Genomic DNA, 17,615 nt, shown 5'->3' with positions numbered 1-17,615 from the left:
GCCCTCCTGAGTCATCCTTTAATTGAAGACGCCATCGCCGTCAATGGCAAGCGGCTTTTCCGCCATACGACGAAAATAATCACGCAAATAGCGCAACGCCTGGCGCGTTTTTTCCGGCATGGCTCGTTCCAGCGTCAAGGCGTGCAGTCGAAATGCCGAGGGACGCCAGGCCGGTAGCAGCGCAATCAGTTCCCCTCGCCGTAGTTCGTCGCCGATTTCATACAGCGGCTGGCCGGAGATCCCCAGTCCCATGCGGGTAAAGGCGCGCATCACATTCATGCTGCCGCTGATAATCTGCCCTTCTGCCTGACGCAGCTTGAACACCTCGCCGGACTGATGGTGCAGATCAAGATGAAATCCGGCATGGCCGCCGGTGATCCAGCGGTGATGCACCAGTTGCTGTGGCGTTTCCGGCACGCCGTACTGACTGAGATAGCGCGGCGCGGCGCACAGCACCATCGGCCATTCGCTGAGCGGATGCGCAATCATGGTGGCGTCAGCCAGTTGCCGATTGACGCGCAACGAAATATCCACCCGCTGTTCAATCATATCCACGACCCGATCGTCCGCCAGTATCCGCAGTGACAGCTTGGGATGCGCCAGCAGCAGCGGCGACAACGCTTCCGCCAGCGGGCCACCGCCGATACCGACGGTGGTGGCAATACGCAGTTCGCCGACCAGCGTATCGCGCAGCTCCGCCAGACGCTGCTCCGCCTGCTGCGCCTGCTGTAACATCGCTTCGCAACCGGGGTAAAAGGCCTCGCCCGCTTCGGTTAGCGCCAGACGGCGCGTGGATCGATGCAATAGCGGCACGCCAACCGCCTTTTCCAGGGAGCGCATATGCTGACTGACCGCCGACGGTGACATGCCCAGACGCCGCGCTGCGCCGGCCAGCGAGCCTTCGGCCACCACCATGGCGAATATTGCCATCCGATTGAGCTTATCTATCATTATGAAGTTTTACTTAATCAAGAAAGCATGAATATGCCACTAATCAACAGGATTGTTAAGGTCTACAGTATATTCATCACCACCAGCGTTATCGCTCAACCCTTTTACAGACTGGTTAATTGCCACAGGAGCAACTCAAATGAAGATTACCGTTATTGGAGCAACAGGTTTTGTCGGTCGTCGCGTTGTCGATGAAGCGCTGGCACGCGGGCTAGAGGTCACCGCCATCGCCCGTCAGAAAAAAGATCTGCCGGATAATGCCAATTTGCATATCGCGCTTGGCGACGTTGCCGATACTGCCTGGCTGAGCCAGCAGTTGCACGGTCAGGATGCGGCGATCAGCGCCTATAACCCAGGCTGGGGCGAAGATAATCTGTACGAAAAAACCGTCACGGGTCTGCAGCAGATCATCAGCGCGGTGGAACAATCCGGCGTCAAGCGTCTGTTGGTGGTCGGCGGTGCCGGTAGTCTGGAAGTCGCGCCAGGCGTCGAGCTGGTCGATACGCCGGAGTTCCCGGAAAATATCCGCCCTGGCGCTAAAGCCGTGCGCGAGTTGCGCAATAACTTGCAGCAGCAAAGCACGCTGGACTGGACCTATCTGTCGCCAGCCGCGCTGCTGGAACCCGGCCAACGCACCGGTCAATTCCGCCTTGGCACCACTACGCTGTTGATGAATGGCGCGGCGCCTGCCAGCATTTCGGTCGAAGATCTGGCGGTAGCCATCATTGACGAAATCGAACGCCCACAGTTTATCAAAGCGCAATTCACCGCCGCCTATTAATCACTTGCCGGCTGCGCATCGCCGCAGCCGGCCTCCAGCTAAACCAAACCTCAACCATCCTGCCGTCAGGCTGAATCTCTAAGGTTATCTTAAGTTTCGTGGTGTAGATTCCTTGCCATTACCCCCTTCAGGATAACAATGCAGCAATGTGGTTACGTCAGAGGTTACAATGTAACAGTCTGGGATTTATTGTCGCCAGCGCCCTGTTTTTCACCGTCTTCCAGAACGCGTTATTTTTGCATAAGGCGTGGTCGTACATTCGTTTTGAAAACCTCAACAGCGTTATTTTTGCCGCCAGTATGCCGGTGGTCATTTTCTGTGCGCTCAATATGATTTTCAGCGTACTGACCGTACCTTATTTGCGCAAACCGCTGATAATCCTGTTATTGCTCGGCAGCGCAACGGCCAACTATTTCATGTTCAGCTACGGCGTGGTGATCGACGGCAACATGATGCAAAACGCCTTTGAAACCAACCCGCAGGAGGCCACCGCCCTACTGACCCCGCGCATGGGGCTATGGCTGATGCTGCTGGGGGTTTTACCGGCGGTAGTGGTCTGTTTTGTCACTATTCGCCAAACCCACCCATGGTGGTACATGCTGGGCCTGCGCGCTGCCAACGTTATGTTGTCGGCGGTGGTTATTCTGCTGATCGCCGCGTTGTTCTATAAAGACTACGCCTCGCTGCTGCGCAACAATAAAAGCGTGGTTAAAATGCTTACGCCGTCCGATTTTATTGCCGGTACCCTCAAATTTACCGAACAGCGCTACTTCACCAGCAACCTGCCGCTGGTCAGCATCGGCAAAGACGCGCATAAAGGCCCGCTCATCGCCGCCGAGCAAAAGAAAACGCTGGTGGTTCTGGTGGTTGGCGAAACGGCGCGTGCAGAAAATTTCTCGCTGGGAGGATACGCGCGCGAAACCAACCCGCGGCTCAAACAAGACAAGGTGATTTACTTCCAACACGCCAGCTCTTGCGGTACTGAAACCGCCATCTCGGTGCCGTGCATGTTTTCCAATATGCCACGCAGCGATTACGACGCCACGCTGGCCAGTCACCAGGAAGGCATGCTGGATGTGCTGGCACACGCCGGCGTCAATGTGCTGTGGCGCGAAAACGACGGCGGCTGCAAAGGCGCATGCGACCGCGTGCCGCATATCGACATGACCCAGTTGAAACTGCCGCAGGATTGCGATGGCGAGGTATGCATGGACAACGTGCTGCTGTACAAGTTGAACGATTACCTCAATAGCCTGAAAGGCGATGGCGTGATCGTGCTGCACCAGATGGGCAGCCATGGTCCGGCCTATTATCGCCGCAGTACCGCCGAATTCCGCCGCTTCACGCCAACCTGTGACAGCAATCAGATTCAGGATTGCAGCCATCAGCAGTTGGTCAATACCTATGACAATTCGCTGCTGTATACCGATGCCATGCTGGATAACACCATCAAGCTGTTGCAACAATACGGCAGCCGCTTTAACACGGCGATGATCTATCTGTCCGATCACGGCGAATCGCTGGGGGAAAACGGCATGTATCTGCACGGCACGCCTTACATGTTTGCGCCAAGCCAACAGACCCACATCCCGATGCTGCTGTGGATGTCGGATGATTATCAGCGCAACTTCGCCATCAATCGCCAATGTCTGCAAACGCTGGCGCAGCAGGATCAGGTTTCGCAGGACAACCTGTTCCATACCCTGCTTGGTATGCTGAACATCCAGACTGACCAATATCAGCCGCAGCTGGATATTTTGCAGCGCTGTCGCAGCGGCAACGCTTAACGTCGGCACGACGATGAGGCACAATAGCGCCGATCCTGACCGGCGCTTACGCAGCGGTTTTTTTATCGCCTACTTGACCTAGACCAATCGGTCTATTATCCTCAGCCCCATTATGACAAAACATACGCATTGCAACACTGATACACGAGAACACCTATTGGCGACCGGTGAGTGCCTGAGCCTGCGCCTGGGCTTTACCGGCATGGGACTGAGCGAACTGCTGACCACTGCCGGCGTGCCAAAAGGCTCGTTTTATCACTATTTTCGCTCGAAGGAAGCCTTCGGCGAAGCGATGCTGCAACGCTATTTTGAACATTACGATGTGGAAATGCAGGCGCTGTTTGCCGATAACAACAGCGATGCGCGCCACCAGCTGTTGAGCTATTACGCACAGGCAATTAGCTACCATTGCCGCAGCGAGTGCCATAACTCCTGCCTGGCGGTGAAACTGTCCGCCGAGGTCAGCGATCTGTCGGAACCGATGCGTCACGCGTTGGAAATCGGCAGCGCACAGGTCATTGGCCGCTTGCAGAACGCCATTGAGCGCGGCATCGCCGAAGGTTCGCTGGCGGTAGCCATGAGCCCGGCCACCACCGCCGAAACCCTGTACGCGCTGTGGCTTGGGGCGTCGTTACGCGCCAAGATCCGCCGTTCGGTCGCGCCGTTGACCAGCGCACTGGAAAGCATCGAGTTATTGCTGCGCCCGCCGCAGCCTTAATCACCATCCCGTAACAGTAAATGTTTTTTAACCTGCGTTTTTATTAGCCAATAACTAGTCGACCGGTCTATTAAATAGGATGCATTATGAAGATTGAAAAATTATTCACCCCGATCCAGGTTGGCGCGAATACGCTGCCAAACCGCGTATTTATGGCTCCGCTGACTCGTCTGCGTAGCATTGAACCGGGTGATATTCCTACCCCACTGATGGCCGAGTACTATGCGCAACGCGCCGGCGCTGGTCTGGTGATCACCGAAGCGACCCAAATTTCTTTCCAGGCGAAAGGTTATGCCGGCGCGCCGGGGCTGCACACCCCGGAGCAGATCGCTGCGTGGAAAAAAATTACCCAGGCGGTGCATGATAAAAACGGCCATATCGCCGTACAGTTGTGGCACGTAGGTCGCATTTCCCACGACAGTCTGCAACCTGGCCAACAGGCGCCGGTTGCGCCTTCGGCGATCAATGCCGACACCCGGACTACCGTGCGTGACGAAACCGGCGCCTGGGTACGCGTGCCGACTTCAACGCCGCGCGCGCTGGAAACCGCCGAGATCCCCGGCATCGTCAACGACTTCCGCCAGGCCACCGCCAATGCGCGCGAAGCCGGCTTCGACTACATTGAACTGCACGCGGCGCATGGCTATCTGCTGCATCAATTTATGGCGCCGGCCTCCAATCAGCGTACCGACCAATACGGCGGCAGCATCGAAAACCGTACCCGCCTGACGCTGGAAGTGGTTGACGCCAGCATCAATGAATGGGGCGCCGAGCACGTCGGCATCCGCATTTCACCGCTCGGTCCGTTCAACGGGCTGGATAATGGCGAAGATCAGGAAGAAGCGGCATTGTACCTGGTAGAAGAGCTGAACAAGCGCAATATTGCCTTCCTGCATATTTCCGAACCGGATTGGGCCGGCGGCAAACCGTATTCCGATGCCTTCCGCGATGCGGTGCGCGCCCGCTTCAAAGGGGTGATCGTCGGTGCCGGTGCCTACAGCGCCGAAAAAGCCGAAACCCTGATCGAAAAAGGCTTTATCGACGCGGTGGCGTTTGGCCGCGCCTACATCGCCAACCCGGATCTGGCGGAACGTCTGCAACAGAACGCGCCGCTGAATGAACCGCAGCCGGAAACCTTCTACGGCGGCGGTGCGCAAGGTTATACCGATTACCCAACGCTGTAAGTGACCACGCGCGTGGTCGGTGAATCTGCCGACCGCGCGCCAATCAATGCGCCACGTCGTTATACCGGCCCCCTCATTGAATTCCCTTATACGACAACGCTATACTGTTTTTTGCTTCACACTATCTGCCGCCAAGCACGGCAAAACCTGCAATCAGAGGAAATTATGCGCTTACTCCATACCATGCTGCGTGTCGGCGATCTGCAACGCTCCATCGACTTCTACACCAAGGTATTAGGCATGCGCTTGCTGCGTACCAGCGAAAATACCGAATACAAATACTCGCTGGCGTTTGTCGGCTATACCGATGAAAGCGAAGGCGCCGTGATTGAACTGACCTATAACTGGGGCGTCGACAGCTACGAAATGGGTAGCGCGTTCGGCCACCTGGCGCTGGGCGTTGATGACGTTGCCGCCACCTGTGACAACATTCGCCACGCCGGCGGCAACGTGACCCGCGAAGCTGGCCCGGTTAAAGGCGGCACCACGGTCATCGCCTTCGTTGAAGATCCAGACGGTTATAAAATCGAGCTGATCGAAAACAAGCACGCCGGTCACGGCCTCGGCAACTGAGTTTCAGGGCGCTTACCGCGCCCTTTTTTATCCAGGAATGATAACCGCCTGCAAGGCGGCACAAAATTTGTCATAATGCGCGCTGCATTCGATGAAGATAAGAAACTGATGGCCGAAAAAAGTGATCTTAACGCCCTGTGTGGTCGTTTTCGTGGGTTTTATCCCGTAGTAATAGATATCGAAACCGCCGGCTTCAACGCCCGCACCGACGCGCTGCTGGAAATAGCCGCCGTCACGCTGAAAATGGACCAGGACGGCTGGCTGCAGCAGGACGAAACGCTGCATTTCCACGTTGAACCGTTCGAAGGCGCCAACCTGCAACCTGAAGCGCTGGCCTTCAACGGTATCGATCCGCATAACCCGCTGCGCGGTGCGGTCAGCGAATACGATGCGCTGCACGCCATTTTCAAGGCTGTGCGCAAGGGCATTAAAGATCAAGGCTGCAACCGGGCGATTATCGTGGCGCACAACGCCAACTTCGATCACAGTTTCCTGATGGCCGCCGCAGAACGCGCCGGATTGAAACGCAATCCGTTCCATCCGTTTGCCACCTTTGATACCGCTGCGCTAAGCGGGCTGGTGCTCGGGCAAACCGTGCTGGCCAAAGCCTGTATCGCCGCCGGCATGGCGTTTGACAGCAGCCAGGCACACTCCGCACTGTACGATACCGAACAAACCGCCCTGCTGTTCTGCGAGCTGGTCAATCGCTGGAAACGCCTCGGCGGCTGGCCGCTGGCCGTCGGCAACGTTGACTGAGCGATAAAAAAACGGGCGGCGTATGTGATATACGCCGCCCGTTGTCATTACAGGAAACCGCCGTTATGGCTGCTGGTCTTCCTGCTCTTTGTATTTTTCTGCCGTTTCCTTGATCAACTGCTGCAACTCACCACGCTGATACATTTCGATGATGATATCGCAACCGCCAACCAGTTCGCCGTCCACCCACAGCTGTGGGAAGGTTGGCCAGTTGGCGTATTTCGGCAGTTCGGCACGGATGTCGGGGTTTTGCAGAATATCAACGTAGGCAAAACGCTCGCCACAGGCAGACAACGCCTGAACGGCCTGAGCGGAGAAGCCGCAGCTTGGCAATTTTGGTGAACCCTTCATGTACAGCAGAATCGGGTTCTCAGCGATTTGTTGCTGAACTTTTTCAATCGTCGTCATTTTATTGCTTCCTCAAGCCATCTCAGGGCTACAACATGCATCACATCCGCTATTGTAGCGGCTGGGCGGCTGGCAAAAAAACGCCATCTTTTGCAAGGACATTCTGCCAGCACCGACCGCGCAGCGTCGGCAACGCCATTTCGATCAAACATACACTCAGAATAACATTTTTAATCTGACCATTTCACTAATATATTTTGCCGAGTGCTGCAGCTTTAATCCCCAGCCAGTCGCGTCGCAGACCATTTTTCATCCATTCGGCAGCGTTTTTTGCGTTGATTAAAAATGCCATTAACGTTTTCTCACAATATGGATTATTATTTATAGGTTCTCCGCTGTTTTATATGGCGTATTTGGGGAATACTGTCATTCTTTCGTAGTTTGTTTCGGGGCCAAGGTTGGTAACGTCAACATGCGTTTAATTATTACGCTCTTTGTGCTGTTGTTTACACAGCTGTTTCTCAATCTGGCGCATGCCGCGCCACAGGCTCGCGTTGCCGCTGAGCAGCGTAAAACCCATGTTAATGAAGCACGCCTGGACGATCGCAAGAAAAAGAAAGCGCTCAAGGCGGCCAAGAAAGCCAAAGTCACTACACCGCAAAAGACGACCGCGTTAAAAACCCGCAAAACATCGACCATAAAAACGGCAAAGAAGACCAGTCGAATTAAATCGTCGCGTAAAACCACACAGGTTGCCAAAATTCGCGTTACGCCGCCGAAGAAAGGCTATAAAAAAGGTTATGGTCGCCACCGCACTGCGGGTTTGGCCACCACCAAGCGGCTGCGTAACGAAAATCTGCTGCATGATGAAAAACCGCTAAAACTCAGCGCTGCGCATAAAAAACGTTATCAGCACGCCAAACAGACCGCGATGGCCAAACTGATGAACCAGATGGGCAAACCCTACCGCTGGGGCGGTACTTCACCACGCACCGGCTTTGATTGTAGTGGACTGATTTATTACGCCTATAAGGACGTGATGAAAATCAAGATGCCGCGCACCGCCAATGAAATGTTCCACCTGCGGGATGCGGCGCCGATCAAGAAGAACGAACTCGAAAGCGGAGACCTGGTGTTCTTTCGCATAAATAACCGCGGCGCGGCTGACCATGTGGGGGTTTATCTGGGCAACGGCAAATTTATCCAGTCGCCGCGCACCGGGGAGGAAATCCGCATCAGCCAGCTTGATAATGATTACTGGCAAAATCATTACGTCGGTGCCCGCCGCGTGATGACGCCAAAAACCATTCGCTGACGCAACAAGACGATGGCGGCCTCGCCCGGCCGCCATCGTGCCGTTCCCTTCTCTCTTGCCATAACTCTTTTGCCCCGATTTAGCACGCTTTAACTCCTTTTCCTGTCGGGAAATTGCTACCATTAATAACCTCTAAAAAAGAGTGGTTACTGGCGATTCGTTCGCCAAAGTCCCCGGATGGGAACGCCAGATTGGCGCCATATAAAAGAAGGAGAAAGCAATGTCGTTTACACTACCTGCTCTACCGTATGCCAAAGATGCGCTTGAACCGCATATCTCGGCAGAAACGCTGGAATACCACTATGGTAAACATCACAACGCTTATGTGGTTAACCTGAATGCGCTGATCGACGGCAGCGAGTTTCAAGAAAAATCATTGGAAGAGATCGTTAAAACCGCCAGCGGCGGCATCTTCAACAACGCCGCGCAGGTGTGGAACCACACCTTTTACTGGCATTGCCTGTCGCCACAGGGCGGCGGTGAGCCAAGCGGTAAACTGGCAGAAGCAATCAATCGGGCCTTCGGTAGCTTCGATAAGTTCAAGCAGGCGTTCACACAATCAGCGGTAGGCAATTTTGGCGCTGGCTGGACCTGGCTGGTAAAGAAAAGCGACGGTTCGCTGGCTATCGTTAATACCTCGAATGCAGCCACCCCGCTGACCGGCGAGGACAAGCCGCTGCTGACGGTAGACGTGTGGGAGCACGCTTATTATATCGACTACCGCAATGCGCGGCCGAACTATCTGGAAAACTTCTGGGCGCTGGTGAACTGGGCGTTCGTAGCGGAAAACCTGGCGTAATTGGCCAATACGCGGCAATAAATAAAAAGGCGCAGTTCATATTGAGCTGCGCCTTTATTGATTAAGTCAGGATTCAGTTCAATGCGGCAGTGAAGCTGAAGGCAATAATCATCGCCAATGCACCCAGGGTGGTGAACAAAGACATTTTTAAATCGGTATCCATCAAAAACTCCTTATCAGATAATCTGCGCCAAGCATAAAATCCACAGTATTGGTGCGTCAAATCATTTTCCCACAGTTCCCCAATAAAATCTTGTTATCATTCCACGCTTATAATGTTGATTAGCACTTCCACTTTTGCTCAATATGCGACAAAATTCGCAGTTCACTGCTGCGCACCGGCAATTGAGTCCCTCCAGGTCAAGTGGCTGACGACTTCCACACTAAAAACCAAGTTTTCGTGACTCTGGAGAAGGATCTGCGTAGGCAAACGATTAACAACATGCTTACATGCTAAATACATGTGGGTTTAGGAGTCATTCTTTACATGGCAACGATTAAAGATGTGGCCAAACGCGCGGGCGTTTCCACCACCACCGTTTCGCACGTCATCAATAAGACCCGTTTCGTCGCCGAAGAGACCAAGGCGGCCGTTTGGGCTGCCATTAAAGAGCTGCATTATTCCCCAAGCGCCGTTGCTCGCAGTTTGAAGGTCAATCACACCAAATCCATTGGCCTGCTGGCAACCTCCAGCGAAGCGCCCTATTTCGCTGAAGTGATTGAAGCGGTGGAAAACAGCTGTTACAGCAAGGGCTACACGCTGATTCTGTGCAACTCGCATAACAATCTGGACAAACAGCGCGCCTATCTGGCGATGCTGGCGCAAAAACGCGTCGACGGCCTGCTGGTGATGTGCTCCGAATATCCTGACCAACTGCTCGGCATGCTGGAAGATTATCGCAACATCCCGATGGTGGTGATGGACTGGGGCGCCGCGCGCGGTGACTTCACCGACACCATCATCGACAACGCCTTCGAAGGTGGCTATCTGGCAGGCCGTTATCTGATTGAACGTGGCCACCGCGACATCGGCGCCATTCCCGGGCAACTGTCGCGCAACACCGGCGGCGGCCGTCATCAGGGTTTCCTCAAGGCATTGCAGGAAGCCAATATCGACATCCGTGACCAGTGGATTGTCCAGGGCGACTTCGAGCCGGAGTCCGGTTATAAGGCCATGCACCAGATCCTGTCGCAAAAACAGCGCCCGACCGCCGTGTTCTGCGGCGGCGACATTATGGCCATGGGCGCAATCTGCGCTGCCGACGAGCTCGGGTTGCGCGTGCCGCAGGATATTTCAGTGATCGGTTATGACAATGTACGCAACGCGCGTTACTTCACCCCGGCGCTGACCACTATCCATCAGCCAAAAGAGCGTCTTGGTGAAATGGCATTTACCATGCTGCTGGATCGCATCATCAGCAAACGCGAAGAATCGCAGGTCATTGAAGTCCACCCCAAATTGATCGAACGCCGCTCGGTCGCCGACGGCCCGTTCGTCGATTACCGCCGCTAAAGCACCGGCCGGGGGGCGCGATTGCGCTACTCCGGCAATATCACCTCGCTCAACCATTCCTGATTCAGCGTTTCACTGTCGCCGAGATAATCCAGCAACCACGCCATCGCCGGCGACTGCGCGTTCTGCTGCCAGGTCAGGCAACAGGCGCTGGGCGGGAACGGTTCAGGCAGTTGCAACGCCACCAGTTCCCCCTGCTCAATCAACGGCAATACGCGATGTGCCGGCACCATGCCGACGCACAAGCCATCACGCAAACAGTCCACCGCCGATACCCAGTCCGGTACCAGCAACCGCCGTTGGTTATCCAAAGACCAGGTGACGCGCTTGGGCAAGGTGCGTGAGGTGTCCTCCAGCACCAGGGAGGGAAATGGCCGCAGCCGATCGTCATCCAGCGGGCCGGGCAAAACCGCCAGCGGATGGCTGGCGCTGACCACGCACAGCCAGTTCATAAAACCCATGTCGCGAAAGGCAAAGCCGCCACCGGTCGGCACCGCGCGCGTTGCGCCAATTGCCATATCGGCACGCCCGTCCACCAGCGCATCCCACACGCCGTTGAACACTTCCGGCTGTACCCGCAACTCGACGTCCGGGAAATGACGGTAGAAATCCAGCACCAGTTGCCGGCTACGCTGTGGTTTGACGATGATATCGACGGCGATCTTCAACTGGCCGCGCCAGCCGTTGGCCACCTGCTGACACTGACGACGGGTGTCGAGCATTTTTTTGATGACAGCGCGCGATTCCTGAACAAACAATGCGCCGGCAGGCGTCAGCTCCACGTCGCGATGGCGCCGTTCAAACAGCGGCACCGCCAGCCACTGCTCCAACTGACGTACGGTATAACTCACCGCTGACGGCACGCGATGCAGTTCCTGCGCTGCCGCGCTGAAACTGCCGGTACGCGCCACGGCGTCGACCACATCAAGGGAATATTCAGACCACATCGCTTTGCCTTCAATTTTTTTAACAACAGCTTGCAAATATTACCGTTTCACAAGCAGAGATCCAGCCAGATACACTTGCGACGCTAAAAAAAACCTGCACAACAGCATCAACGAGAAATACCATGCGAAACTTTGGATTTATGTTTTACCTCGCCGGGCTGAGCATGCTCGGCTACCTGGCCACCGATATGTACCTGCCCGCCTTTGGCGCCATGCAGCAAGAATTGCAGATTTCTGCCGGCGCCATCAGCGCCAGCCTCAGTATCTTCCTGGCCGGTTTTGCCTTTGCTCAATTACTCTGGGGGCCACTCTCCGATCGTCTCGGCCGCAAGCCGGTATTGCTGATGGGACTGGCGCTATTTGGCATCGGCTGTCTGGGCATGCTGTGGGCCGATAACGCGATGCAACTGTGGTCATTGCGCTTTATTCAGGCGATCGGCGTCTGTTCCGCTGCGGTCACCTGGCAGGCGATCGTTATCGATCGCTATCGCGAGGGCGCCGCCCATCGCGTGTTCGCTACCATCATGCCGCTGGTGGCGCTGTCGCCAGCGCTGGCGCCGTTGCTCGGAGCCTGGCTGCTGAATCACATGGGCTGGCGCGCCATTTTTGCCGTGCTGCTGGCGATCAGCGCCCTGCTGCTGGTGCCAACGCTGCTGCTCAAAGACAGTTCGCGCCTTGCGCCGGCCGCCGCCAACAACAACGATATCGGCTTCCTGCAACTGCTGAAGTCGCCGGTGTTTGGCGGTAACGTCATGGTGTTCGCCGCCTGTTCAGCCGGCTTCTTTGCCTGGCTGACCGGCTCGCCATTTATTCTTGGCAACATGGGCTACAGCCCTAATGACATCGGTCTGAGCTACGTGCCGCAGACCCTGGCCTTCCTGCTCGGCGGCTTCGGTTGCCGCACCGCGCTAAACCGCATTAACGGCAACACCTTGCTGCCATGGCTGCTGATAGCGTATGGCATCAGTATGGTGGCGTTGTATCTGGTCGCCACCCTGACCACGCCGACCTTGACCACCCTGCTGATTCCGTTCTGCCTGATGGCATTGGTCAACGGCGCTGTCTACCCGATCGTGGTGGCCAATGCGTTGACGCCGTTCCCGGAAAGCACCGGTAAAGCGGCAGCACTGCAAAACACCTTGCAACTGGGTTTATGCTTTGTTGCCAGTATGCTGGTGTCGGCATTTATCGCACAACCGCTATTGGCGACGGTAACGGTGATGGTGTCTACCGTGGTCTTGGCTGCGATAGGCTACCTGATACAGCGTGGCAAAACGGTCGAGCAACCGCAGTCAACGCCGCGTGAACATGCTAACTCCGCGTCATAATTGCCTTTGGCAATAGTCACTTAAAGAATATTTTTGCCGAGTGCGATTTACAGTTGAGTAAGCGCCTCGGCAAGCCTATACTCAAAAAATAACCTTTAAAAATACCATAGCTAAAAGCGTTTTATTACACGTACTTGTTGTGTACGCGTATGGCGTCACAGTTTATTTTTTGATGAGTTGCCCCACGCCGTTTGGTATCAGGGTTCTCTTGGAATTTTCCTCTGTTCATGTCGGATATCAAACCTTGCGGTGAAATTTGTCGTAGGGATACGTATATGCCCGCAGAAATTGGCTAAGCTTTTTCCCAACGGGCCATAAGTCAGAAGAAAGGTGATGGAGAAGCTATGAGTTCATCGTGTATAGAAGATCTGAGCATCCAGGATAACCAATGGTATCGTATTGCCCATGAAATGCTCAGCATGGCGGGGATTGAAATAAACGGCTCCCGTCCTTTCGATATTCAGGTTAAAAACCCCGAGTTTTTTAAGCGCGTCCTGCAGGAAGGTTCACTGGGGCTGGGTGAAAGTTATATGGACGGCTGGTGGGAATGCGAACGGCTGGACTGTTTCTTTCACCGCGTGGTTGCCGCCGGTCTGGAAAAGAAACTCCCCCACCATTTTAAAGACACGCTGCGCATTGCCGCTGCACGGCTGACCAATCTGCAATCCAAAAAACGTGCCTGGATTGTCGGCAAGGAACATTACGATCTGGGTAATGATTTATTTACCCTGATGCTCGATCCCTATATGCAATATTCCTGCGGCTACTGGAAAGACGCGGCGACGCTCGAACAGGCGCAGGAAGGCAAATTGCGTATTATCTGCGAAAAGCTGCAATTGCAGCCGGGCATGCGCCTGCTGGATATCGGCTGCGGCTGGGGCGGTCTGTCCGCCTTTGCCGCCAAGCACTACGGCGTCTCGGTAGTGGGTGTGACCATTTCCGCCGAACAGCAAAAACTGGCTCAGGCGCGCTGTGAAGGGCTGGACGTGCAGATCCTGCTGCAAGACTATCGGGATCTCGATCAGCAATTTGATCGCATCGCCTCGGTTGGTATGTTTGAACACGTCGGGCCTAAAAATTACCGCACCTATTTCGAGGTGGTCGAGCGCAATTTAAAACCGAACGGGCTATTCCTGCTGCATACCATCGGGTCGAATCGTACGGATATGAATGTTGACCCCTGGATCAACAAATATATCTTCCCGAACGGTTGCCTGCCGTCAGTCAAACATATTGCGCAGGCCAGCGAAGGTCATTTCGTGATGGAAGACTGGCACAATTTTGGCGCCGATTACGATCGTACCCTGATGGCATGGCATGAGCGCTTTAAACAGGCCTGGCCACAGTTGGCCGAACGTTATTCCGAGCGCTTCGAACGCATGTTCAGCTATTATCTCAACGCCTGCGCCGGGGCGTTCCGCGCGCGGGATATCCAGCTTTGGCAGGTTGTTTTCAGCCCGCAAGGCGTTGAAGGCGGAATACGCGTACCGCGTTAACCCTGCCGCCAATCCTCCGCGCATAAAAATGCCGGTCAGACATCGCTGACCGGCATCGCCAATTAACCGCAGATTATCATGGCGGTATCAGCCGCAATAAACCCGAATAATCTTGTCATCCTGATCCGCCAGGAAATTAAGCCGACTCAGATTGAAATCCATGGTGACGGCAGCATTGTAAGGTATGGTACGCACCTGGCGCGCGTCGATCTGCACCCCATCCAGCGAAGAGAGCGGTTTACCCACGTAGTTCTGGTACTGCGCAGCGCCACAGGTATCATCTGCCGTATTCTCCGACGGCGAAGCCGCGCTATTTTCTGACGTGCTGCTACAGGCAGCCAGCGCCATCAGCGCCGCCAACATCAACGTTTTCCGATAAAACTTCACGTTTTTGCTCCTCTGGTTTTGGGTATTTATTGTTACGCCAGCCCGATCAAGGCTTCGGCGCCAGCTCGGTCGCCACCGCCATTGCGGCCTCGCGACTGGCCAGCACACGCTCGACGGTATCGACCACCGCCTGCGTTTGCGGATCGATTTCGATATTCACCTTGTCGCCCAGGCGTTTCTTGCCAAGCGTGGTGCGATCGAGGGTTTCGGGGATCAGATGTACACAGAAACGGTTATTTACCACTTCGCCAATGGTCAGACTAATCCCGTCGATGCCAATGAAACCTTTATGCAGTACATATTTCATTAATTCGGCATCGGGCATACGCAACCACACCTGGCGGTTATTTTCCGAGGTATAGATCTTGGCAATCTCAGCGGTGCAAATAATATGGCCGGACATCAGATGCCCACCGATTTCATCGTTGAACTTCGCTGCCCGTTCGATGTTGACCACATCACCCAGCGCCAGATCACCCAGGTTGGTGAGGCGCAGGGTTTCCTTGATCAGATCAAAACTGACGCGATTGCCCTCCACGGCGGTCACCGTCAGGCAGCAACCGTTATGCGCCACCGACGCCCCCAGTTCCAGCCCCGGCAGCAACGCTTGCGGCATTTCAATCACATGGGTGCGGAAATTGGGCTTTTCTTCTATTGCGACGAGCGGCGCGGTGCCTTGTACAATACCGGTAAACATAGATGCCTCTTCAGTATATCCTCTCGATGCGCGGCAGAGCCGAACTGGCACAGCACAACGCAGCTTGAGTACAGATGTAAAACGCTTCGGGCAGTTTGCCCCAGATGTGGCAGAAAACCAAATCCGCAGCGGCAAAAAATCTATTGCTGCGCATTTAATAACTATTTGATCATGGCATTTGCTAAAGCGGCATCAGCAGGTACAATCATTTTGACCAAATTCCGCTATTTTTAATTGTTGTCCTTTCGCGGCAACCCTCCTTCATCGTTAAATAATCAAAAAGGTGTATGCGTGCAGAAGTACTTTATTGAAGCGCGTAGTTTATTGGCCCTCGCTATTCCGGTAATTATCGCGCAAATATCCCAGACGGCAATGGGCGTGGTAGATACCATTATGGCCGGTGCCTACAGCGCCACGGATATGGCCGCAGTCGCGGTTGGCACCTCGATCTGGCTACCGGCGATCCTGTTCGGTCATGGCCTGCTGCTGGCATTAACGCCGGTCATCGCCCAATTGAACGGTGCTGGCCGCCGCGACCGCATCGCACATCAGGTACGGCAAGGCTTCTGGCTGGCCTCCGGCGTTTCGCTGCTGATCATCGCGGTGCTGTACCACAGCAAGCATCTGATCGACATGATGCACAATATCGATCCGCAACTGGCCGATAAGGCCGTCGGTTATCTGCATGCCATCATGTGGGGCGCGCCGGGTTATCTGTTCTTCCAGGTGCTGCGTAACCAGTGCGAAGGTCTGTCAAAAACCAAACCGGGTATGGTAATTGGTTTTATCGGTTTGCTGGTGAATATTCCGATTAACTATATTTTCATCTACGGCAAGTTCGGTATGCCGGAATTGGGCGGCGTAGGCTGCGGTGTCGCTACCGGCAGCGTGTACTGGATCATGTTCCTGCTGATGCGCTGGTATGCGACCCGCGCGCCGTCGCAACGCGACATCAAACTGGCGGAAAATTATTCTCCGCCGGACTGGCCGGCGTTGAAACGCCTGATCGGCATCGGTATGCCTGTGGCGCTGGCGCTGTTCTTTGAAGTGACGCTGTTTGCCGTGGTAGCGCTATTGGTATCACCGCTCGGCATCGTCGCGGTTGCCGGTCACCAGATTGCCCTCAACTTCAGCGCGCTGATGTTCGTGATGCCGCTGTCGCTGGGGGTAGGCGCCACCATTCGCGTTGGTCACCGCCTGGGAGAAGGCAGCGTAGATGGCGCCCGCGTGGCGGCCTATGCGGCCATCGGCGTCGGCATTGCCATGGCCTGTTGCACCGCGCTGTTCACCGCAGCGCTGCGCGAGCCGATCGCTCTGCTGTATAACGACAACCCCGCCGTGGTGGCGATGGCGTCGCACCTGATGCTGTTGGCAGCCATTTACCAGATCTCCGACTCGATTCAGGTGATCGGTAGCGGCATTCTGCGCGGCTATAAAGATACCCGTTCGATTTTCTTTATCACTTTCATTGCCTATTGGGTGTTGGGTTTACCGAGCGGCTATCTGCTGGCGTTGACCGACGCCATCGTGCCGGCCATGGGGCCAAGCGGCTTCTGGATCGGTTTCATTATCGGACTGACGTTTGCCGCAGTGATGCTGGTCTGGCGCATGCGTTGGCTACAACGCCAGCCGGCGGCGCTGATCATGCAGCGGTCCAGCCGTTAACCGTCAACACCGGCCTGAAGCTTCAGGCCGGTGGCTTACTCATCCATTCTGCGGAAAAAACCGCCTTACTGCACATAAGCTCAGCAATCACGTGAAATAGCGGATAAATTTGCGTTTTTCCCCTTGCCAGCTTGCAGGTAGCTCGTTAATATTCGTCCCCGCTGTCAGCCATGACAGACAGGAAAAGATGCGTCCGTAGCTCAGTTGGTTAGAGCACCACCTTGACATGGTGGGGGTCGGTGGTTCGAGTCCACTCGGACGCACCAAATTCCTGTAGCAGTTCAGTGCGTCCGTAGCTCAGTTGGTTAGAGCACCACCTTGACATGGTGGGGGTCGGTGGTTCGAGTCCACTCGGACGCACCAAATTCTG

General features: G+C 55.1%; 18 protein-coding genes and 2 tRNA genes. 14 read left to right on the top strand and 6 right to left on the bottom strand.

Features of this window, described 5'->3' with window-relative positions; genetic code table 11:
• Positions 1-18: 18 nt before the first annotated feature.
• Entirely contained in the window at positions 19-948 is a 930-nt protein-coding gene (locus ACCC84_RS04010) for a LysR substrate-binding domain-containing protein (protein WP_193764798.1), read from the bottom strand.
• 142 nt (positions 949-1,090) lie between these two features.
• Here ACCC84_RS04010 and ACCC84_RS04005 point away from each other — a divergent pair, with 142 nt between their 5' ends.
• From ACCC84_RS04005 to rnt, 6 genes are all read left to right on the top strand, one after another.
• Complete coding sequence (locus tag ACCC84_RS04005; RefSeq protein ID WP_004963487.1) at positions 1,091-1,732, top strand: NAD(P)-dependent oxidoreductase; 642 nt, start codon at positions 1,091-1,093, stop codon at positions 1,730-1,732.
• A 146-nt stretch (positions 1,733-1,878) separates the two neighbouring features.
• Positions 1,879-3,519: a phosphoethanolamine transferase EptA gene (eptA, locus tag ACCC84_RS04000; RefSeq protein ID WP_004963489.1), complete on the top strand. Its 1,641-nt coding sequence runs from the start codon at positions 1,879-1,881 to the stop codon at positions 3,517-3,519.
• Between the two features lie 112 nt (positions 3,520-3,631).
• Entirely contained in the window at positions 3,632-4,237 is a 606-nt protein-coding gene (locus tag ACCC84_RS03995; protein WP_081445081.1) for a TetR/AcrR family transcriptional regulator, read from the top strand.
• Between the two features lie 86 nt (positions 4,238-4,323).
• Positions 4,324-5,421, top strand: a complete 1,098-nt coding sequence (locus tag ACCC84_RS03990) for an alkene reductase (protein ID WP_004963497.1) — start codon at positions 4,324-4,326, stop codon at positions 5,419-5,421.
• A 165-nt stretch (positions 5,422-5,586) separates the two neighbouring features.
• The gene (gene gloA, locus ACCC84_RS03985; RefSeq protein WP_004963499.1) at positions 5,587-5,994 is read left to right on the top strand and encodes a lactoylglutathione lyase; all 408 of its coding nucleotides are present in this window, start codon (positions 5,587-5,589) and stop codon (positions 5,992-5,994) included.
• 75 nt (positions 5,995-6,069) lie between these two features.
• Positions 6,070-6,750 (top strand): ribonuclease T, encoded by a 681-nt coding sequence (rnt, locus tag ACCC84_RS03980; RefSeq protein ID WP_004963501.1) that lies wholly within the window; start codon positions 6,070-6,072, stop codon positions 6,748-6,750.
• Between the two features lie 63 nt (positions 6,751-6,813).
• Here rnt and ACCC84_RS03975 read toward each other — a convergent pair whose 3' ends face one another.
• Positions 6,814-7,158, bottom strand: a complete 345-nt coding sequence (locus ACCC84_RS03975; protein WP_004963504.1) for a Grx4 family monothiol glutaredoxin — start codon at positions 7,156-7,158, stop codon at positions 6,814-6,816.
• Positions 7,159-7,570: 412 nt separating this feature from the next.
• Here ACCC84_RS03975 and ACCC84_RS03970 point away from each other — a divergent pair, with 412 nt between their 5' ends.
• The gene (locus tag ACCC84_RS03970) at positions 7,571-8,413 is read left to right on the top strand and encodes a C40 family peptidase (protein ID WP_371901567.1); all 843 of its coding nucleotides are present in this window, start codon (positions 7,571-7,573) and stop codon (positions 8,411-8,413) included.
• 220 nt (positions 8,414-8,633) lie between these two features.
• Positions 8,634-9,212 carry a superoxide dismutase [Fe] gene (gene sodB, locus ACCC84_RS03965; protein WP_371901566.1) on the top strand — a complete coding sequence of 193 codons (579 nt, stop codon included), beginning with the start codon at positions 8,634-8,636 and terminating at the stop codon, positions 9,210-9,212.
• 73 nt (positions 9,213-9,285) lie between these two features.
• Here sodB and cydH read toward each other — a convergent pair whose 3' ends face one another.
• A complete protein-coding gene (gene cydH / locus ACCC84_RS03960) occupies positions 9,286-9,375 on the bottom strand; it encodes a cytochrome bd-I oxidase subunit CydH (protein ID WP_102991009.1) in 90 nt (29 codons plus the stop codon).
• A gap of 324 nt (positions 9,376-9,699) precedes the next feature.
• On the opposite strand from cydH, the gene purR reads away from it, so the two are divergent.
• Positions 9,700-10,725, top strand: a complete 1,026-nt coding sequence (gene purR, locus ACCC84_RS03955) for an HTH-type transcriptional repressor PurR (protein WP_004963515.1) — start codon at positions 9,700-9,702, stop codon at positions 10,723-10,725.
• A 26-nt stretch (positions 10,726-10,751) separates the two neighbouring features.
• On the opposite strand, the gene punR is transcribed toward purR, so the two are convergent.
• Positions 10,752-11,672, bottom strand: coding sequence for a DNA-binding transcriptional activator PunR (gene punR, locus ACCC84_RS03950; RefSeq protein ID WP_039992149.1), 921 nt, complete (start codon positions 11,670-11,672; stop codon positions 10,752-10,754).
• 122 nt (positions 11,673-11,794) lie between these two features.
• Between punR and punC the strand changes: the two genes are divergently transcribed.
• A complete protein-coding gene (punC, locus tag ACCC84_RS03945; RefSeq protein ID WP_273867937.1) occupies positions 11,795-13,000 on the top strand; it encodes a purine nucleoside transporter PunC in 1,206 nt (401 codons plus the stop codon).
• 344 nt (positions 13,001-13,344) lie between these two features.
• Entirely contained in the window at positions 13,345-14,496 is a 1,152-nt protein-coding gene (gene cfa, locus ACCC84_RS03940) for a cyclopropane fatty acyl phospholipid synthase (RefSeq protein WP_004963524.1), read from the top strand.
• An 87-nt stretch (positions 14,497-14,583) separates the two neighbouring features.
• Here the strand turns inward: cfa and ACCC84_RS03935 are convergent, their stop codons facing one another.
• Complete coding sequence (locus ACCC84_RS03935) at positions 14,584-14,883, bottom strand: I78 family peptidase inhibitor (protein ID WP_039992150.1); 300 nt, start codon at positions 14,881-14,883, stop codon at positions 14,584-14,586.
• Between the two features lie 46 nt (positions 14,884-14,929).
• Positions 14,930-15,580 carry a riboflavin synthase gene (locus ACCC84_RS03930; RefSeq protein ID WP_004963529.1) on the bottom strand — a complete coding sequence of 217 codons (651 nt, stop codon included), beginning with the start codon at positions 15,578-15,580 and terminating at the stop codon, positions 14,930-14,932.
• Positions 15,581-15,871: 291 nt separating this feature from the next.
• On the opposite strand from ACCC84_RS03930, the gene ACCC84_RS03925 reads away from it, so the two are divergent.
• The 3 genes from ACCC84_RS03925 to ACCC84_RS03915 all read left to right on the top strand — a co-directional run bounded on the left by ACCC84_RS03925 (position 15,872) and on the right by ACCC84_RS03915 (position 17,608).
• On the top strand, positions 15,872-17,245 hold the full coding sequence (locus tag ACCC84_RS03925) for an MATE family efflux transporter (RefSeq protein WP_004963533.1): 1,374 nt from the start codon (positions 15,872-15,874) through the stop codon (positions 17,243-17,245).
• A gap of 189 nt (positions 17,246-17,434) precedes the next feature.
• Positions 17,435-17,511, top strand: a tRNA-Val gene (locus tag ACCC84_RS03920).
• 20 nt (positions 17,512-17,531) lie between these two features.
• Positions 17,532-17,608 (top strand) — tRNA-Val (locus ACCC84_RS03915).
• Positions 17,609-17,615: the final 7 nt, after the last annotated feature.

Source organism: Serratia odorifera, assembly GCF_041448735.1.
Lineage (GTDB): Bacteria > Pseudomonadota > Gammaproteobacteria > Enterobacterales > Enterobacteriaceae > Serratia_F > Serratia_F odorifera.
Note: the sequence above shows the minus strand (reverse complement) of the source record. Positions and strands in the feature narration are given on the sequence as shown.